8 protein-coding genes are annotated in these 19,298 nt (G+C 67.5%); 5 read left to right on the top strand and 3 right to left on the bottom strand.

The features are described from left to right. Nucleotides 1–86 precede the first annotated feature (86 nt). Nucleotides 87–1,391 carry a UDP-glucose 6-dehydrogenase AglM gene (gene aglM / locus DU484_RS15305; RefSeq protein WP_114606366.1) on the top strand — a complete coding sequence of 435 codons (1,305 nt, stop codon included), beginning with the start codon at nt 87–89 and terminating at the stop codon, nt 1,389–1,391. A gap of 237 nt (nt 1,392–1,628) precedes the next feature. Continuing rightward, complete coding sequence (locus tag DU484_RS15300; protein WP_114606365.1) at nt 1,629–2,264, top strand: OsmC family protein; 636 nt, start codon at nt 1,629–1,631, stop codon at nt 2,262–2,264. Between the two features lie 120 nt (nt 2,265–2,384). Here the strand turns inward: DU484_RS15300 and ileS are convergent, their stop codons facing one another. Continuing rightward, complete coding sequence (gene ileS / locus DU484_RS15295; RefSeq protein ID WP_114606364.1) at nt 2,385–5,570, bottom strand: isoleucine--tRNA ligase; 3,186 nt, start codon at nt 5,568–5,570, stop codon at nt 2,385–2,387. A 291-nt stretch (nt 5,571–5,861) separates the two neighbouring features. On the opposite strand from ileS, the gene DU484_RS15290 reads away from it, so the two are divergent. Then, a complete protein-coding gene (locus tag DU484_RS15290; protein WP_157969582.1) occupies nt 5,862–13,601 on the top strand; it encodes a PKD domain-containing protein in 7,740 nt (2,579 codons plus the stop codon). Nucleotides 13,602–13,706: 105 nt separating this feature from the next. Here the strand turns inward: DU484_RS15290 and DU484_RS15285 are convergent, their stop codons facing one another. Further along, entirely contained in the window at nt 13,707–14,426 is a 720-nt protein-coding gene (locus DU484_RS15285) for a bacterio-opsin activator domain-containing protein (protein ID WP_114606362.1), read from the bottom strand. 209 nt (nt 14,427–14,635) lie between these two features. Here DU484_RS15285 and DU484_RS15280 point away from each other — a divergent pair, with 209 nt between their 5' ends. Both DU484_RS15280 and DU484_RS15275 read left to right on the top strand, forming a co-directional pair. Beyond that, nucleotides 14,636–17,140 (top strand): bacterio-opsin activator domain-containing protein, encoded by a 2,505-nt coding sequence (locus tag DU484_RS15280; RefSeq protein ID WP_187347713.1) that lies wholly within the window; start codon nt 14,636–14,638, stop codon nt 17,138–17,140. 208 nt (nt 17,141–17,348) lie between these two features. Next, nucleotides 17,349–17,807, top strand: a complete 459-nt coding sequence (locus DU484_RS15275) for a hypothetical protein (RefSeq protein WP_114606360.1) — start codon at nt 17,349–17,351, stop codon at nt 17,805–17,807. 9 nt (nt 17,808–17,816) lie between these two features. On the opposite strand, the gene DU484_RS15270 is transcribed toward DU484_RS15275, so the two are convergent. Next, nucleotides 17,817–19,292, bottom strand: a complete 1,476-nt coding sequence (locus tag DU484_RS15270) for a PAS domain-containing protein (protein WP_114606359.1) — start codon at nt 19,290–19,292, stop codon at nt 17,817–17,819. Nucleotides 19,293–19,298: the final 6 nt, after the last annotated feature.

Genomic DNA, 19,298 nt, shown 5'->3' with positions numbered 1-19,298 from the left:
TCACAATGACGACTAATAAGCTCCCGTGCGCCCCGGGACGTGTCGATCCGAATCCTCTTTGCCCCGGCACCCCGCCAACGCTACACATGAAGATCGGTATCGTCGGTAGTGGGTACGTGGGAACGACAATCGCGGCCTGTTTCGCCGATTTGGGTCACGAGGTGATGAACGTCGACGTCGACGAGTCGGTCGTCACGGCGCTGAACGACGGTGAGGCACCGATCGACGAACCCGGTCTCGACGACCTGCTCGACCGCTACGCCGGGGAGACGCTCTACGCGACGACCGAGTACGAGGACCTCGTCGATTTCGCTCCCGACGCCATCTTCCTCGCGCTCCCCACGCCCGCACAGGAGGACGGGAGCATCGACACCGCGATCATCGAGGCCGGCGCCGAATCCCTGGGCCGCATCCTCGCCGACGTCGACGGCTATCCGACCGTCGTCGTCAAGAGCACCGTCGTCCCCGGAACGACCGAGGAAATCGTCGGCCCGATCCTCGAACGCGAATCCGGCGGCGAGGTCGGCGTCGACTTCGGCCTCGCGATGAACCCCGAGTTCCTGCGGGAGGGAAGCGCCGTTTCCGACTTCACCGACCCCGACAAACTCGTCTTCGGAACGAGCGACGACCGCGCCCGCGAGACGCTCGAAGCGGTGTACGCTCCCCTCACCGACGACCGCGAGGTACCCGTCGTCGACACCGGCGTCCGCGAGGCGGAACTGATCAAGTACGCCAACAACGCCTTCCTCGCCGCGAAGGTGAGCCTCATCAACGAAATCGGGAACATCTGCAAGGCGTACGGCGTCGACGCCTACGAGGTGGCCGACGCCATCGGTCTCGACGACCGCATCGGCGAGCAGTTCCTCCGTAGCGGCGTCGGCTGGGGCGGGAGCTGCTTCCCCAAGGACGTCGACGCCCTCGTCGCCGCCGCCCGCGACGCGGGCTACGACCCGCAGCTCCTGCAGGCCGCCATCGACGTCAACGACCGCCAGCCCGAGCGCATGCTCGACCTGATGGACGACCACGTCGACGTCGAGGGGGAGCGCGTGGCCGTCCTCGGCCTCGCGTTCAAACCCGGCACCGACGACATCCGCAACTCGCGGGCCATCCCGATCATCGAGGGGCTGCAAGCGCGCGGCGCGGAGGTCATCGCCTACGACCCCAGCGACGGCGCGAAGGCCGCGATGCGCGAGCGCTTCCCCGACGTGGAGTATCTGGCCGGTCCGTCGCCGACGCTCTCCGGCGCCCACGCCGCCCTGATCGTCACGGACTGGCCGGAGTTCGCCGACCTCGATCTGGAGTTCGATCTGATGTCGAACTCGGTCGTGATCGACGGCCGACGGATCGTCGACCGCCGCGAGGGCATCACGTACGAAGGGCTTACGTGGTAGGTGGAGCGTTCCTCGGGCCTGCTCGAAGCCAGCGCCGGTGAGCGTGTCAGACGGGTATATATACTCTCCGCGCGTATATAGACGTAATTCTCAGCGGACCGCACCTCGGAGCCGCTGTCGGGGCTGGGCGACGATTCTTTGAGAAGCTATAGGAGCCTTCGAAACTGTTTGCACGCCCGCTCGCAGTCTTGCGACCGGGTGTGTACTGACTTTCAATGGTTACTACAGGAGAGCACAATGTCAACAACTACACAACCGCAAGCGAAGCAACCTGTACACGGCATCGATGTGGCGGCCCACGAGGAGTTCCTCACCTACGCCGAGGAGAACCCGGAAGCCGTCCAGTTCGTCCTGAGCGCGGTCGGTACCGACGAGGGTCGCGTGCTGCACACTCGCTCGCAGACACAGTCGTACATGCTCGGCGGGCAGGAGTACGACCGCGTCGCTCGTGGGTACACCCAGCACTTCGGCGGCCACAAAGAAGTCGAGGAGGCCGTCGGATTCGTCGATCCGACCGACAGGGAGGAGGCCATCGAGGTCGCCCTGGCTTCCCTGACCGCCTGCATCAACGGGGCAATCTCGCTGAGTGCGGTACAGGCCGGCGTCGACATCGACGAACTCGAGACGACGGTTTCGGTCGACTTCGATCCGTCGGTCTTCCTCGGGCTGGAAGCGCCCCGGGACGCCGACGGGACCCCGACGGACATGTACGGTGACCTCCGGATCGACATTCAGGTCAGTGGCGAGGATCTCGACGACGACATCCTCGATCGAGTCGGCGAGTGGGTCACCCGCTCGCCCGTCTACAATCTGATGGCACTCGGACACGGGGGCACCCCGCAGGTGTCCCGGATGTCCGGCCGGCCGAACTGAGCAGTCACAACGACTGTCTCTACCCGATTTTTGCACCACCTCGTCGTCGCTTCCTCGCTCACGAGCCGTCCACGACCGAAGCAGTGGCCGCCCCCCGATGCGACGGCGTCAGTAACGCCGTCAGGCCGCCCGCTGTTCCGCTTCCAGCCGCTCGATGCCGATGGTGACTGCGACGCCCTCCACGTCCCACTCCTCGACGAGGCCGTCGGCGTCGGCGTCGAACGCCGCCGTCCGCGTCTCCTCCGCGATCAGGTCGCGGTGGTCGTCGACGAAGCCGGCCACCCGGTCGTCGTCGACGTCGATCCGCGTGCGGATGCGCTCGTCGACGTCCAGGTCGAGTCGTTTGCGCATCTCCTGAATCCGCCGCACCACGTCACGGGCGTACCCCTCCGCCTCGATGTCGTCGGTCAGCGACGTGTCGACGTAGACGGTGCCGCCCGTTCGGTCGCCGTCGAGGGTCAGATCGAAGTCGGCGCTCGCGACGTTCTCCGGTGGCTCCGCGCGGAAGGACACCATCTCCTCGGTCAACTCGTACTCCTCGCCGTCGACGGTGACGACGAAGTCGTCGGCGTCGAGGTCCTCGCGGCGCAGTCCCTCGACGACCGTCATGACCTCCTGGGCGTCGGCGCCGAAGGCGGGACCGATCATCCCCATCTCGGGGTCCGCGATTTCGACCAGTTCGTCGAACGCCTCGACCACCTCGACCGCTCGGGTGTTCACCCGGTCGGCGAACAGGTCGGTGAGCGAGCGGATCGACGCGGCCACGTCGTCGTCTTCGGATTCGACGATCACCCGCGGGACGGGCCAGCGGAGCTTGCGACCCCCTTGCTGGCGGGCGTTCGCGGCCGCCTCCTCCACCGCGCGGAGGACGGCCACGTCCGCTTCGAGGTCGGGGTCGTGCAGGTCGTCCTCGACCGTCGGATAGGCTAGCTGGTGGACCGTCGTCGCCTCGCCGTCGAGGATCTGGTACATCTCCTCGGCGAGGTAGGGGGTGACGGGTGCGAGCAGGCGGATCGTCTCGTCGAGCACCGTCGCGAGCGTGGCGTACGCGCCACGCTTCGACGCCGAGTCGGCCTCCTCCCACATCCGCTCGCGGATGGCCTTCACGTAGAAGCGGGAGACGTCCTCGGTGACGAACTCGAGGACGGCGTTCAGCGCGTCGTGGACGGCGTAGTCGTCCCACGCCTCGCTCGCCTCGGCCTTCACCGACTGGAGCCGGGAGAGCACCCACTCGTCGACGACGGTCAGTTCCCCGTCGTCCAAGCTCGCCTCGGCGGGGTCGTAGTCGTCCAGCGTCATGTACTGCAGCGGGAACCGGAAGACGTTCCAGAAGATGTTGAGCGTCGACTGCGTCTCGCCGAGGCCCTCCCACTCGAAGGAGAGGTCGACGCCGTGTTGGTCGTGGCTCATGAGGTAGGCCCGCAGGGGGTCGCGGCCGAAGCGGTCGATGGCCTCCTGCGGCGTGACGATGTTGCCGAGCGACTTCGACATCTTCCGGCCCTCGCTGTCGTTGGCGAAGCCGTGCATGACGACCTCGTCGTACGGAATCTCGCCGAGGGCGGCGGTTCCCATCCCCAACTGCGACCAGAACCAGCCGCGTGTCTGGTCGTGGGCCTCGACGATGAGGTCGGCGGGCCACAGTTCCTCGAACGCCTCCGTTTCGCCCGGATAGTCGAGGGTGCCCCACGTCGCCACCGAGGAGTCGATCCACACGTCGAATACGTCCGGGACGCGCTCGTAGGTAGTGCCGTCCTCGGTGATGGTGATCGGGTCGACGCTCGGGCGGTGGAGGTCGACCGTCTCCGGGTCCACGTCTTGGTCCGCTCGCTCGGCGAGTTCTTGACGCGTCCCGACGACGAGGATGTCCTCGGCGCTCGGGTCCGGGTCGTCCTCGGGCACCCAGACGGGCAGCGGGATGCCCCAGTAGCGCTGGCGGGAGACGTTCCAGTCCGGCGCGTCCGCGACGAAGTTCTTGAACCGGTTGTCCCGCGCCCACCCCGGGTGCCACTCGCTGTCCTCGATGTTTTCCAGTAACTCGTCTTTCACGTCCGTGACCGTGATGAACCACTGGTCGGTCGCGAGATAGACGATGTCGGTGTCGCACCGCCAGCACTGCCCGTAGCGGTGACTGGTGGTGCCCGACGCCAGCAGGTGGCCGTTCGCGTCGAGGTCCGCGATGATGTCGTCGTTGGCGTCGCGGACGAACTGGCCGGCGTAGTCGCCGGCCTCCTCGGTGAAGGTGCCGTCGCCGGCGACGGGCGAGAAGACGGGGAGGCCGAGCTCCTGCCCGCGTTCGAAGTCCACCTCACCGTGACCCGGCGCGGAGTGGACCAGCCCCGTCCGGTCGGCCTCGACGTAGTCGGCGGCGTACACCTGCCCGACCCCCTCGCCGTCGGCGTGGTCGGGCACCTCCGCGGCGAGCGGGTGGTCGTAGCGCCAGCCGAGCAGTTCCTCGCCCGACAGTTCCGCGACCACCTCGTAGTCCTCGTACCGGCCCTCGCGGAGGACGTCCTCGACGCAGGGCTCGGCGACGTAGAGCGTCTCCGTCTCGCCGCCCTTCTCGGCTTCGACCGCCTGATACGTCATGTCGGCGTCGACGGCGACGAACTCGTTTGCGGGGATGGTCCACGGCGTCGTCGTCCAGATGACCAGAGAGCCGTCCCGATCCGTGAGGGGGAACTTGACGTAGATGGAGGGGGACTCGATTTCGTGGTACTCCACCTCGTTGTCGGCGATGGCCGTCTCACACCGGGGACACTGGTTGATCGCCCGCTTCCCGCGCTCGACGAGGCCGTTCTCGTGGACCCGCTTGAACGCCCACCACGTCGCCTCCATGTACTCGGGGGAGACGGTGCGGTACGGATCGTCCCAGTCCATCCACGCGCCGATGGACTGGAAGTCCTCGTCCATCTTCGCCCTGTTTTCCTCCGCGAACGACTTGCACTCCTCGATGAAGGCCTCCATCCCGTACTCCTCGATGTCCTTCTTGGAGTCGAAGCCGAGTTCCTCCTCGACTTTCACCTCGATGGGGAGGCCGTGCATGTCGTAGCCGGGGCGGTCGGTCACGTCGAACCCCGACATCCGCTTGTAGCGGAGGATGGCGTCTTTCAGCGTCTTGTTCCACGCCGTGCCGAGGTGCATCTGTCCGCTCGTGTACGGCGGGCCGTCGACGAAGAAGAAGGGCGGGTCGTCCGCGTGGGCCTCCTTCGCCGCCTCGTAGGCGTCGTGGTCGTCCCAGTACGCGTTCACCGAGGACTCCACGTCCTCCGGGGTGTACTGGTCGCTGACGTCGTCGGCGTCGTCCATACCCGACCCAATCCCCGCGCGTATATCAAAACGGTGGTCGCGCGATCCGACGAGAACGCCGGATACCGACCGTCGACCGACGGACGCCCGGTCGCCGCCGGGGTCCCGACTTCCGTCGGAGGCGGTCGCCTCCCGATCCGCGAACGCCCCTCGGATCACGCTATCGCACGCCGTCCACCGTAACCGTCGGCTGCCCTCACGGCCCTCCAAACGGGTCTCCGCGTACCCCCCTCGACGCACAAAAATGTCATTGGATAAAAATTAAAGAATCTATAACTGTTGTTCGAACGTATGGTGCGGGCGGACGGACGGGGCGGGGACACGTCAACGCCGGAGTGGACGACGGTGGTGGCAGTTGCGTTGGCGATTGCGACGACTATCGCACCGGTCGCCGGGGGTACGACGGTGTCGGCGGCCGGCGATGCGAGGGTGGCCGGCGGGGGAACAGGGACGGGAATCGACACCGATGGAAGCATCACCCCGGGCGGATCGGGGCCGGCGGCTCCCTCCGGCCCGCCGTCGAGGGGTGCCACGGGGAGCGTGGTCGCCGGTGGCGACGAGCGACGGCGGGCGATCGACGGCCGCTCGCTCGCCGACACCGAGTTACTCGAGGGCTACGCCTGGACGACGGCGACCGAGGGCAACGCCGACGCGACGGTACGCAATCGGACGGCGCTGGATCTTCGGGTGTACCGCTGTTCGTACGCCAACGCGACTGCCTCACTGGGGTCGGTCTCGGGCACCCTCCGCTGGTCGGCGCTGACCAACGTCACGGTCACCGGCGACTACTGGGAGACGCCGTTCATCGAGGTTCGCGAGGACGGACGGGAAGTCGCTGCGTTCTCGTTCGAGAAGCGATCCGGGACCATCGTCAGGGGTACCGAGGGGAGCGTCGACGTCGACGGCAACGTCACCGTCACCGTCGGCATCGATCCGTCCGACCCCTGTAGCAACGCCGACCACGAGGACACGTACTTCAGCCTCCGGGGTCTGTCGTTCTCCGTCGGCCCGGAGAACGAGACGGGAACGATCGTCGTCGACGACGACGGCGGACCCGGGGCGGACTACACCGCCATCCAGCCGGCCGTCGACGCCGCCGCTCCCGGTGCGGTCGTCGAGGTTCGCGAGGGGACCTACCGGGAGTCCATCAGGGTGAACGAGTCGATCACGATCCGCGGGCCGAACGCCGTCGTCGACGGCACGAACCTCGGCGACACGCCGGGACTGCTGATCACCGGGGACGACGCCGCGCCGACGGTCGAGGGACTGACCGTCGACGGACACCGGAACAGCGGCATCTTGGTTCGCGGGCCGGTCGGGGCGTTCCGGTTGCGAGACGTCACCGTCACCAACACGACACGCGGGGACCTCGAGTTCGACGGACACGCGATCAAAGTAACCGGCGCCAGCAGTAACTGGTCGATCACCGACTCCACGGTTCGAAACAACGAGGGTGCGGGGATTTCGGTCAATACGGAGGGTGGGTGGCGGATCGAGAACACGACCGTCCGGAACAACGGGGACGACGGGATCGAAGTCGAAGGCAGTGTCCGCACGTTGACTGGTTCGACGAACGTCTCGACCGCCAGCGAGGGCGTCGGTTCCTGGACGATCAGCGGCGTCACCGTGGCGGACAACAGACTCGTCGGCATCAGCGTTGACGACTCCTCCGCGAACTGGACGATACGGGATGTCACCGTGACGGACACCTATGCGATCATCGTCGGCGAATCGCTCGGCGACTGGACGGTTCGCGACTCGGTGATCGACGCCGATGATAGAGGTCTGAATGTCTTTCGTGCCGCCGGCGACTGGACGGTCCGGGACGTGCGGATCGCCTCCAACCGTACCGCCGTCGGGATCAGAAGGGTCGGGGAAGCTGGACCCGTCGTGACGGGGAACTGGACGATCCGAGACGCCCGAATCACCGCCGGTCGCGTGGGCATCTCGATGGATACCCGCTTCCCGAGAGATTCCCAGTCCGTCCCCGGTAACTGGACCGTCCGCAACGCCTCTATCGAGGCCGGAAGGATCGGCATCGACGCGAGTCGGCTCGGCAGAAACGGAACGGTTCGGGGCAGTTCGATCGAGGCGGGGGGCGTCGGTCTGAACGCCGTCCGCACCGGCGGCGACTGGACACTCGACGACTCGAGGGTCACGGACGCGGGGAGGGCCGTCGCGGCTCGAAACGCGACCGGGAACTGGACCGTTCGCGAGAGCATCCTGCGAAACTACATCGCCGGCGTGGTCGCGACGAACACGACCGGCCGATGGAATATCGAGCGGAGTGTGCTCGACGCGCGTTTCTTCGACGGCGACGACGCCACCGTCGATATCGCTGGCGGCACCGGCGGTCCGACGGGCGACGCCACGCGCAACTGGTGGGGCGGCACCCCTGAAAGCCCGGATTCGCCCGACTGCCAGGGCAACGTGGACTGTTCGGCGCCCTTAGAGGAGCCGCCGGCCGTGGGTTCGTTGAACGTCGCGGTGACCGACGCCGACGCCGATCCCGGCACCTCCGAGCAGATCACCGTCCAGTTGACCAATGGGAACTCCCGTCCGGTCCGTGATCTCCGGTTGAACCTGTCGGAGATGCCCGCCGGATGGAACGTCACCCGCTTCTACGGTGGGGCCGGCACCTGGGACCGGGAGAGTAGAGTCTGGACGCTCGACCGACTCGACGCGGGCGCGACGACCGAGCCCGCGGTTGCCGTGTCGGTGCCTGCCGACGCGGCGTCGCGGCGCTACTCCGTGGTCGGAAGCCTCACCGCCGACGGCCGGATCGTCGATACCGTCACCGCCGACGTGGTCGTCGACCGAGTGAACGCGGACAACGCCACCCTAGATCTCGCGCTCGCCGGTGGGTCGGTTCGGGCGGGCAACGAGACCACCGTCGGCGCCCTCGTCACCAACATCGAGAATCGAACCGTCACGGGCGATCTCGGACTACGGGTGACCGAGGTACCGTCGTCTTGGTCGGTGTCACCGACCGTCGCCGACGGCGGCTCCTGGACCGCTCGGAACTGGTCGATCGAGTCGATCGCCACCGGTCGGTCGAAGGCGCCCCGATTTTCGGTCGCGGTTCCCGCAGGTACCACCAGCGGCACGTACTTCGTTCGTGCGAGGGCCTACGCCGGCGGCCGCCCAGTCGACAGTGCGGTCGCCGTCGTCACCGTTACCGACGGCAACGGTCCGCCCGACGCGCTGTTCCGGGTCGAGGGAATCACCAGCGGTAACCAATCCGCGACACGGACGCGGACGCAGGCGATCGCCGTCCCACCGAGAACTGTCAGACTGAACGCCAGCTCGTCGACGGACAGTGATCCGGACGGCTCGATACGGAGCTACGAGTGGGATACGGACGGGGACGGTGACACGGACGCGACGGGTCGGACGGTCCCGTACGAACCGCCCCCGCAAGGTAACGGGACGGTGTCGTTGACCGTGACCGACGACGAGGGCGCGACGGACACGAGGACGCAGTCGATCGGCGTGTCGAGAAACAGGCCGCCCGCGGCCGTCGCCGACGTCTCGGCCGAGACGATCGGCACCGGCGTTCCGGTACAGTTCGTCGCGAACGAGGATCTGGCGCGTGAGGATCTCGAAACACGCGTCATCAGGTACGAGTGGGACGTCGGCGACGACGGGGACGTAGACCACACCGGCCGAAGCTTCGAGCGGTCGTTCGACAGCCCGGGGACGTACGACGTGCGGCTGACGACCGTCGACACCGGGGGTGCCGAAGGGACGGCGGTCGTGACCGTCGAGGTGGTCCCCGGTAATCGGACTCCGGAGGCCGACTTTTCGGTCATCCCGGCGGACAGGCAAGATCGGATCGGTGATCTGCGATCGGCGCTGACCACGAGCGACGGGGAGGAGTTCCTCATCGACGAGACGCTGGCGTTCAGAAGCGAGTCGTCAGCCCCCGGTAACAGGACCATCGTCAATCATGCGTGGCGACTCGGCGACGGCTCCGAGAAGAGTGGTCGACCGGTGTATCACGCGTACTCGTTCTCCGGCACGTACGAGGTTACGCTGACCGTGACGGATACCACGGGTGTCTCCGACACGGTCACGAAGGAGGTAGAGATAAGCCAGCGCGAGGAACCCCGGATCGTGGCGCTCGAACGGAGTCGCGGCGGCCGAACGCTCGAAAACGTCGAACTCTACGAAAACTTCACCGCAGTCGTTTCGTCCGACGAGCCCGTCGACCGCGTCGAGTTCCGACTGGAGGACTCGAACCGGCGATTCCTGGAAACAGTCAGATCGAGCGACGGGCGGGACTACACCGCCCGGTTCAACCTCGGCCGGCTCGAAGACGACGCCACCATCGAGGCGACCGTGTATCAAACCGACGGCGATACCCACTCAGTCACTCGTCGCGTCGACGTGCTGTCGGTGCCCGACTGGTTGCTGACGTTCGCTCGATTCGGGAATCTCACGGTGTCTGAGCAACCCGGAACCGGCTACACGCTCGTCAGATACAGTCGATATTTCCCAGACCGAAGCGGTTTTGAGACGACGGTGAACGCGCCGGTTCCGGTCGTCGGCGGCAAACAGAACATCAGCGCCCGGGGGCGGGTCGCGGTCCTGTACGTGATGGACATCGGCCGACTCGACGTCGCCGGCGGCGGCCGACTGAAGGGGAAGGTACTCGGTCGCTCCGCCAAGGGTCGCGTCACGGTCGGTGGCACGGCCAACCTCCCGCCGCCGAGGTGGGAGTTCCAGCGGGCACGGGTCGAGTTCACCGGGACGATCAGGGCGCTCTCGAAGACGTTCTCGGTGTCCAACAGCTACGGCCCACGGGCCACGGTCAAGGTCGGCCCGAAGCTGACGATCGTGATCGTCGTCGATCTCACCGGCGACGACACGGAGGTGGTCGGGCGGTACATAGAGCCAGCACTGGATGCCGACGGGAAATTCACCGGTGCGGACGTAACCGTGGCCTCGCTCAGTGGGACGGCAGACGGGGAACTGGCTGGCCGGATCAGCATCCCGGAACTGAATCCGTCGGCTCGGGCACTACTTCGCGCCGATCCGGATCTCGTGATCGGATCCGGCTGGGCAAAAACGGAGGTGTGCTGTGCGCCCGTCGAATACTCCGACATGATCGCGCTGCGTGCGGGATCGCAGATCCCGGGTCAGCCGCCCGTCGAAACCGACGAGCAGTCGGGTGATCGTGCCGTCAGCCAGCCTTCGTCCGTGCTGGGCTCACGGGTCGACGGGCGGCGTCTCACGGCCGACCGGGTGAGCGACCGGCTGCCGTCCGTCGCGGATCTGGGCGCCGGATACGTCGTGGTCTGGAGCCGGCAGGATCCCTCGAAACCCGCGCCCGTCGGATCGGAGGTGTACGCCACTCGCGTCACCGAAACCGAGGACGACGGCCGACCACCCCGGGCCCGACTCACCGACGACCGGCGGTTCGACTCGTTCCCGTCGGTCGCCGGCCAGCCGGAGAGCGGCGACGCGTTCGCCGCGTGGGTTCGCAGCGACGACGTGCTGACCGAGGCGGACAGGGCGAACGCGTCGCAGCTGCTCGAACGGTTCGAAATCGCCTACGCACCGACGCGCGCCGACGGTTGGGCCGCCCCGACGCTAGCTACCGACAACCGTGTCGCCGACCTTCCGCCGACTGTCGTGGGCGACGACGGTCGCTACCTCGTCGCGTGGACACAGGATGTCGACCGGAACCTCACCACTCGCGACGACCGGCGGGTTCGATACGCCGTCTACGACGACGGCTCGCTCGGGTCGATCCGGACGATCGACGACGCCACGGCCGTCGACGCGAACGCCGGCGGCGGGTTCGTGTTGGCCTACCGCACCGACAACGAAAGCATCGTCCGTGCCCGACTCGACGACGGGACGCTGGAGACGACCGACAGCTACCCGGCCGAGGGGCCGCGGTCGATCGCGGCTGGGCCACGGGGCGTCGCGTGGGTCGAAACCGGATCGTGGGGGACGATCCGGTACGCCCGTAACGGGACGATCAGTCGGGTTCCGAACGGAAACGTGACCGATGTCTCCGACGTCGAACTCTTCGCCGACGGTGGCCGTCCGGTCGTCACGTACCGGGCGATACCGAACGGATCGCTGAACGCGACGCTGTACTACCGACGGCTGGCGGCTCCTCAAACGTGGACCGGGAGCTCGATTGCCGGCGGGCGCGAGGCGAACGCAACCATCCGCGAGGTAGCTGTCGCGTCCGACGCCGAGGGATTCCTGACCGCGTTTACCGCCGGAGACGCCCGCGGACGGATCGCCCCGGATGTGTTCGCCACCAGCCACGCCTATCGACCGGATCTGACCGTGACGGCTCGAGCGGAGACGGACGACCGCCCGGATGCCGGCGGACGCGTCACGCTGACGTACACCGTCGAAAACACGGGCGCCCGACCGGCGGACAGTGCGACGCTAGCAGTCGAGGGGCGTCGCGGGACGCTGGCCACGCGCCGGATCCCGCGACTGGATCCCAGCGAGCAGGTGACGAGAAACGTCACCGTCGCTCGCGACGGAACGGGCACCCTCTCGATCGAGGTCGATCCCGGGAACGGGATCGTCGAACGCAACGAATCCAACAACAACGCGACGGTAGTGTTCGCACGGCCGGACCTGTTCGTCGGCCGAATCGACGAACGCCGCGACGACGAACTACTCGTCGACGTCGAGATCGTAAACGGTGGTTCGGTCGCCACCCGGAACGTCACCGTCCGGCTCTCGAGGGAGAACGATAGCTGGACGGAGACGATTCCGTACGTCGGGCCCAATCGGACGGCGACGGCACGGATCGGCGTCGAACTCGCGGCGGAGACCAACACGTCGTCCAAGACGCTCCCGACGAACGGATCCTCGGTGGTGCGTGTCGCGGTCGATCCGAACGACCGGATCGACGAAGCCGACGAACGCAACAACGACCGAGTCGGGGTGGTTCTCCACCCCGATATCGGCGTGGTCGCGCCCACGATTCGCGCCTACGAGGATCCGCAGGGAAGCCGCATCGAGTTCGCCCTCCGGAACGGTGATACCGGAAGCGGCCCCGTCCGGGTGACGACGACAATCGGGAACGCGAGCCGAACGTACGTCGTGTCGGTTCCGCCGGCCGACGACGCCGACGGCGCCCGGTACCGCCCGGTGTCGCTCGCGGCCCCGGAATCGGCCGAAACGGCGGATGCGGCCGTGAGCGTTCGGACGGCGCCCGTCGACGGCGTCGATGCCGCCCCGTTCGACGACATCGGTAGCGCAAGTCCGTCGATCGAACCGGCGTCGAACGCCAGTGCGACCCCACTCGCGATCGCCAACGCCACCGGTCGGATCGTCGACGGGAACCTCGGACTCACGCTCACGCTGAACAACACCGGCTCGCTGACCACCGGCGAGGTAGTTACCGTGCGCCAGAACGGGACGGTCCGCGCGCGACGGCCGGTGGCGATTGCACCGGGGGCCCGGACGGTCACGCTCCGAACGAACGTGACGCCATCGAACGGATCGTACACCGTCACGACCGCCGCGGACACGGCCACGATCGAGGTGTCGTCCCCGACGCCACCGTCGGTAATGGCGACGCTACCGTTCGACACGAACAACGTGGGGGCGCCGATCCGGATCGACGTCGAAGCGACCGACAACGACCGCGTACGGGAGATCCGACTCGTTGCCCCGGACGGAACGTCGGTCGACACGCTGTCGTGTGGGACCGCGACCTGCGAGGGGAGCGTCTCGACGACTCCCGCCGAGTCATCCTGGAACGACTCGACCGGCGGGTACGACAACCGGTCCTACCGCGTCGTCGCGGTCGACGACGAGGGTGCGACCGATTCGACGACCGTCCAAACCGAGGTGTCTATCGCGGGCGACGTGAACGGCGACGGCGTGGTCGACATCTTCGATGCGGTGATGGTTGGACGGGCGTGGCAGGCTACCCGTGGTGACGACGGCTACGCGGACGCGGCCGACCTGAACAACGACGGCGTGATCGACATCTTCGACGCGGTAGCGATCGGCCGGAACTGGCAGGATCGGGCGGGCGTCTGACTCACAGTCGCCGGCCGCCGCGTCATACGGATTATTGTACGTCAGTACCGGTGGTTCGCCGAGACAGTCCGGCGAACCACGGGTATACGGTAACAGTAATCCGTATCAGGCGCTGTCGACCGCCCCGTCCTCGATGGCCACAATCAGGACGTTCCGCATGGCTGCCCGGAGATTCTGCGAGAAGGTCGCGCTCGAAATGCCGAGCATCTCGGCGATCTCCTCGCCGGTGTGTGCCCGTGGCCGCTCGAAGTAGCCGTGGCGGTAAGCCGTCCGGAGCACTTCCCACTGCCGGTCGGTCACCTGTTCCCGGAGCACCTCTCGGACGCCCCAGGGGGAGAACGACGGCATCGACGCGTCGAGTTGCCGGTGGGCGACGAGGCTCGTGTTCGGGTGCGTCTCGAGGACGGCGCCGACCACCGCCGTGGAGTCGGTACCCCGCGGCACCTGTGCGGTCACGCGGCCGTCGCCGTCGGTCGCTGCGAGCGACTCCGGAATCCCGCCCGCGCCCTCGATGGTCTCGACGATACAGCGTCCCGAGACGGCCAGCCGAAACAGGACGCCGTTCTGTCCCTCGTGGACGATCCGGGCGGAGTCGATACCGGTGGTGGCGTCCGCACGCTCCCGAATCGCCGTCCGCGAGCACTCCCGCCCGGAGAAAAATTCGATCAGCGTCCCGTCCGCGAGGTGAATCATCTCCTCGAGCTGGACCCGACAGGACTCCCGCTCCGACAGGCCGACGAAGAAGTACGCCGGATCGGTGATCTCGAACTCGACTTCGATGAGTCCGTCCGCAGTACGGTCGGTGGGCTTGGATGTCGATGACATTGGTGAACGGGGGCCGCGGGCGCCGTGTGGTCACCGTCTTTGGTGCCGACGGTCAAGTGCACGATGGCGAATATTTTAGGCGCCGCCGAGCGCCGATTCGGGCCATCGTCCCGAGTCGTTCCCGTTCCGGCGCTCACGGCGGGCCCGCCGCCGCCGAACCGTTCCGTTGACGGATGGATTTTATGTATCGTCGGCGCCGACGTGGCGGCATGGCTACTCCGGGACCGGCGCCGACGACCACCCTCGGGGACGTGTTGGGTGCGTTCCGGCGGCTGGACGATCCGGCGACGCCGCTCACCGCCAGCGACGTGGCGGCCGAGGTGGACTGTTCGCGCCGCACCGCGTTCGGCAAGTTGGAGACGCTCGCTGACGACGGCGTTTTGCGGACCAAGAAGGTCGGCGCCCGCGGACGGGTGTGGTGGCGGCCGGCGGGTGATCCCGTCGGCGCCGCCGGGATGGTCACCGTCGTCGTCGACGCGTCGGGCGCTGTCGTCCGCGCCAACGACCGGGCGAGGAGACTGGGTATCGACGTGGACACCCCGGCGCAGTCGGCGATGCAGGGGACGGCGGACGGTCCGCTAGAGCGAGCCGTTCGGACGGGGGAGCCGGTGACCGGCGAACGGATCCGACTCCCGACGGCGGGCGGCGGCCACGTCCGTCTCGCCGCTGCCGTCGACCCGCGCACGGACGCGGACGGCGACGTCACCCGCGTCGTCGTCACGGGCGTGGACGTTACCCGGAAGGCCGCACGGCTACAGCGACTGGAGCGCGGGCGCGACGACCTTCGGTCCGAACTCGACGCGGTGTTGGACCGGGTGACCGACGCCTTCTACGCCCTCGACGAGGAGTGGCGGTTCACCCACGTCAACGAGCGGGCGGCGGAGATCCTTCAGCGGACCGAAGCGTCGCTGCTCGGCGAACGTCTCTGGACGGAGTTTCCCGAGGCGGCCGAGGGCGCCGTCTGGGAGCGGTTCCACGAGGCGATGGAGACACAGGAGGCGGTGACGTTCGAACTGTTCTACGATCCGCTCGACGTCTGGGCCGAAGTCACCGCCTACCCCTCCGAAACGGGACTCTCCGTCTACTTCAGGGACGTCACCGAGCGGAAGGAACGCGAGCGGGCGCTCGAAGCGAGCGAGGCGCGGTACCGGACGCTGGCGGAGACGGCGACGGACCCCATCCTCACCGCCGACGACGAGGGCACGATTCGGTTCGCGAATCCGGCCGTCGAGGACGTGTTCGGGTACGACCCGGACGAACTGGTCGGCGAGTCGCTGGCGACGCTGATGCCCGACGTGTCCCGGATCCGTCGGGAGGGATTCGGCCGATTCCTCGACTCCCACGCCCGATGGACCGACCCGTCGGGCGTCGAACTGTCGGGTGTCCGAACTGACGGGCAGGAAATCGACCTCCGCGTCTCGTTCTCGGACTGGACCCTCGACGGCGACCGGCGGTTCACGGGCATCGTTCGGGACGTGACCGAGCAACGGGAACGGGAGCGCGAACTCGCCGCCCAGCGCGAACAGCTTGCCACCCTGAACCAGCTCAACGGCGTCGTCCAGCGGATCACCCACGCCGTGATCGAATCCTCGACCCGGGACGACATCGAGGCGCTGCTCTGTGAGCGGCTCGCGGCGTCCGACGCCTACCGGTTCGCGTGGATAGGGTCCATCGAACGCGAGAGCACCGGCCTGCGGGTCAGGGCGACGGCGGGCGTCGACGACGACTTCGACGCCGGGACGATCACGGCCGGCGCCGACCTGTCGGGTGACGACCCGATACGCCGGGCGATCCGAACCGGCACGATGGGGACGGCACGCCGTCTCGACGACCGGGTCGCCGACGCCGACTGGCTGCGGCACGCGCTCCGGAACGGGGCGCGGTCGGTGGCCGCCATCCCCATCGCGTACGACGACACGCTTCAGGGGGTATTGGTGCTCGGCTCGGAGCGGCCGACGGCGTTCGACCCGGACGAACGCGCCGTCGTCGGCCACCTTGGCGAAATCGTCGGTCACGCCCTGACCGCCATCGAGCACAAGCGAGCGCTGACGAGCGAGAGCGTCGTCGAACTGCAGCTCCGTGTCACCGACCTGTTCGATTCGACCGTGGATTCGGTCCGATTCGACGGGGCCGTCCCCGCGGGCGACGGAACCTTCCTCACGTACGGCACGGTGCCCGAAGCGGCCCCCGAGACGCCGGCGTCGATCGCCGAGGCGCTGCCACACGCCGAGGGGGTCACCGTCCTCGACACCGACGACGGCCACACGCGGTTCGAAATCCCGCTCTCGGAACCGCCGACTACCTCCCTCATCGCCTCGTACGGCGGCCGCGTCGAGTCGGCCATCGCCGAGGACGGCGACTACGAGATGGTCGTCCACCTCCCGCGCGAGGCGGACGTGCGGGGACTCGTCCGGTCCGTTCGGACGCGGTACCCCGCCACCGAAGTCGTCGCCCAGCGGCGGACGACGGCCCCGAAGCGGCCGATCCGGCGCGTCGAGTCCGTCTTCGACCAGGACTTGACCGAACGCCAACAGACCGTCCTCGAAGTGGCCTTCTTCGCGGGCTTTTTCTCGTGGCCACGTGAGCGCACGGGCGAGGAGGTGGCCGACTCCCTCGGCATCTCGCCGCCGACCTTCCACCAGCACGTCCGCGCCGGCGAGCGCAAACTCATGCGCGCGCTCTTCGCCGACGACGCCAGGCGTCCGTGGTCGTGAGCCACGTGGGAAAAAGTGGACGAGGGGGTCGTCCAGAGGCGCCCGGAAGGGGGTGCCGCACGGGGAAAGGGGGGTTCCCCAGTGGACGTTACGTCTCGTAGGGGGAAAATCATCTACCTCGACACGTAGGCTGGGGTCGGTGAACTGGACGTGGTCCCACCGGTACGGCCCCGAACACCTTTATCGCCGTCCTCGCCGAAGGTGGGGTATGGCACTGGACGTCGAGGTCCCCCCACCGCCCGAACTGGAGCGGATCGACCCGAACGAGTACGAGGACGCCGACGTGGTCGGGGATACGGACTACAAGCGCGACGAAATCGAGGCGCTGCTCCGCGACGGCGCGTGGGCGGAGGCGTTCACCGAGTGGGCCGAAGAGACGGACATGGACGAACGGACGTTCGACATCGTCACGGATCTGGAGATGCTCCGGAGGTTCGACTTCTTCTGGGACTCCTTCGCCGAGCGCGTCGGCTACCACGCGCCGGGCATCCCCGAGGACTGGAAGGAACGCGAGTACCACCCCGAACTGGACTCGTGGGGGACCGTCTCGTCGATCAACGCGGGGCTGACCGAACTCGGACAGATCGTCTGTGACGTGTTGCTCGACGACTACATCGACTGGGAGACGGAGTACGAAGCGCCGGACGACCTGCCGGACTTCGAGTAGGCGCCCCAGTCACCCGTGGGGGACGGAGAGGTGGACGATGCTCCCCCCGCCGTCCGCCTCGGCGACGTCGAACCGACCGCCGGCCTTGGTGACGACCCAGTACATCAGCCAGAGACCGAGTCGATCCGCGTGATTCAGGGGCGTCTCACCCCGTTCGAGCACCTGAATCTCTTGGTCCGGAATGCCGGGGCCGTCGTCCTCGATTTCGATGTCGATCCAGCCCTCCCGCTTCTCGATCCGGACGTCGACCGACGGCGACCCCGACTCGTTGTGCTTGAGGCCGTTTTCGATCGCCTCCTCGATGGCGGCGAGCGTCCCGGTCGTCCCGACCGTACAGGAGTCGTCGGGGAGCGACGCCGTGATCGTCGCCTCCGGGTACCGGTCCTCGAACATGTCGATCAGTCCGACGACGTGGTCGGTCAGGTCGACGGGGCGATCCGACGTGCCGACGTTCGAGATGATCCGTTCGGTCTCCTGTACCGACTCCGCCAGCCCCATCAGATCGAGCGCCGAGTCGGTGATCGTCCCGAGCGACGCCGGGGCGTCGTCCTCGTCGAACTCCTCGCGGAGCAGCGCCACGTGGCCCTCGATGACGTTCATCTTGTTTTTGAGGTTGTGGCTGAGGACGCGGTTCAACACTTCGAGCCGTCGCTCCCTGATCTTCCGGTCGGTGATCTCCGTCTGGAACCCGACGAAGTTCGTGACGCGCCCCTCGTCGTCGCGGACGGGCGCGATATCGAGTTTCTGCCACATCCGCTCGCCGTTCTTGCGGTAGTTCACGATGTCGACGGCCACCGGTCGTTCGGCGTCGATCCGCTCCCGCAGGGCCCGCCGCGTCTCGGGGTCGGTGTCCTCGCCCTGCAGGAACCGGCAGTTCCGGCCGAGCGACTCCGAGCGCTCGTAGCCGGTCAACGACTCGAACCGGTCGTTGACGTACACCATCGGGTTGTCCGCCTGGTCCGGGTCGGTGATCGTGATGCCGACGGGCGCCTCGTCCATCGCCCGCTCTTTCAGCCGAAGGTCCGCGACCGTCTCTTCGAGTTCCCGCGACCGCTCCTCCAGTTCGACGGCCGTTCGGCGGCGCTCGATCAGGTTCCCGACGCGGGTCCGCAGCTCGGCTTTCCCGACCGGCAGTTCGATCACGTCGTCGACGTACTCCCAGGGTTTGCCGTCCAGCGCGTCGGCGGCTACAGGGGGGACCAACAACACGAACGGGAGGAAGACGGTCGTCCGCTCGCGGGTCCGCTCGATGGCGTCCGTGACGTGGCCGAACTCGGTGTGATCGAGCACACAGCAGTCGAACGGCGTCCCCAGCGCGGCCGGATCGGTCGTCGTCTCGATCCGGTACCGGTCGCCGAGCGCCTCGGCCAGCAGTTCGCGGTTCCGTCCGGACTGCATGAAAAGCAGGACACGTGGCTCGTCGACGGCGGCGGGTGTCCCGTTGCCGTGCCCGGACGGCTCGTCACGATTCACTTCGTTTGACATTTGTTG

The sequence above is a fragment of the Haloplanus rubicundus genome, from assembly GCF_003342675.1.
Taxonomy (GTDB): Archaea; Halobacteriota; Halobacteria; order Halobacteriales; family Haloferacaceae; genus Haloplanus; species Haloplanus rubicundus.
The sequence above is the reverse complement of the archived record's forward strand: the minus strand, read 5'-3'. Positions and strand labels throughout refer to the sequence as shown.

What these genes read in the sequence shown, in the direction of transcription:
- DU484_RS15270 (WP_114606359.1), bottom strand. Translation starts at nt 19,292, where the DNA reads ATGTCAAACGAAGTGAATCGTGACGAGCCGTCCGGGCACGGCAACGGG.
- ileS (WP_114606364.1), bottom strand. Translation starts at nt 5,570, where the DNA reads ATGGACGACGCCGACGACGTCAGCGACCAGTACACCCCGGAGGACGTG.
- DU484_RS15280 (WP_187347713.1), top strand. Translation starts at nt 14,636, where the DNA reads ATGGCTACTCCGGGACCGGCGCCGACGACCACCCTCGGGGACGTGTTG.
- DU484_RS15285 (WP_114606362.1), bottom strand. Translation starts at nt 14,426, where the DNA reads ATGTCATCGACATCCAAGCCCACCGACCGTACTGCGGACGGACTCATC.
- DU484_RS15290 (WP_157969582.1), top strand. Translation starts at nt 5,862, where the DNA reads ATGGTGCGGGCGGACGGACGGGGCGGGGACACGTCAACGCCGGAGTGG.
- aglM (WP_114606366.1), top strand. Translation starts at nt 87, where the DNA reads ATGAAGATCGGTATCGTCGGTAGTGGGTACGTGGGAACGACAATCGCG.
- DU484_RS15300 (WP_114606365.1), top strand. Translation starts at nt 1,629, where the DNA reads ATGTCAACAACTACACAACCGCAAGCGAAGCAACCTGTACACGGCATC.
- DU484_RS15275 (WP_114606360.1), top strand. Translation starts at nt 17,349, where the DNA reads ATGGCACTGGACGTCGAGGTCCCCCCACCGCCCGAACTGGAGCGGATC.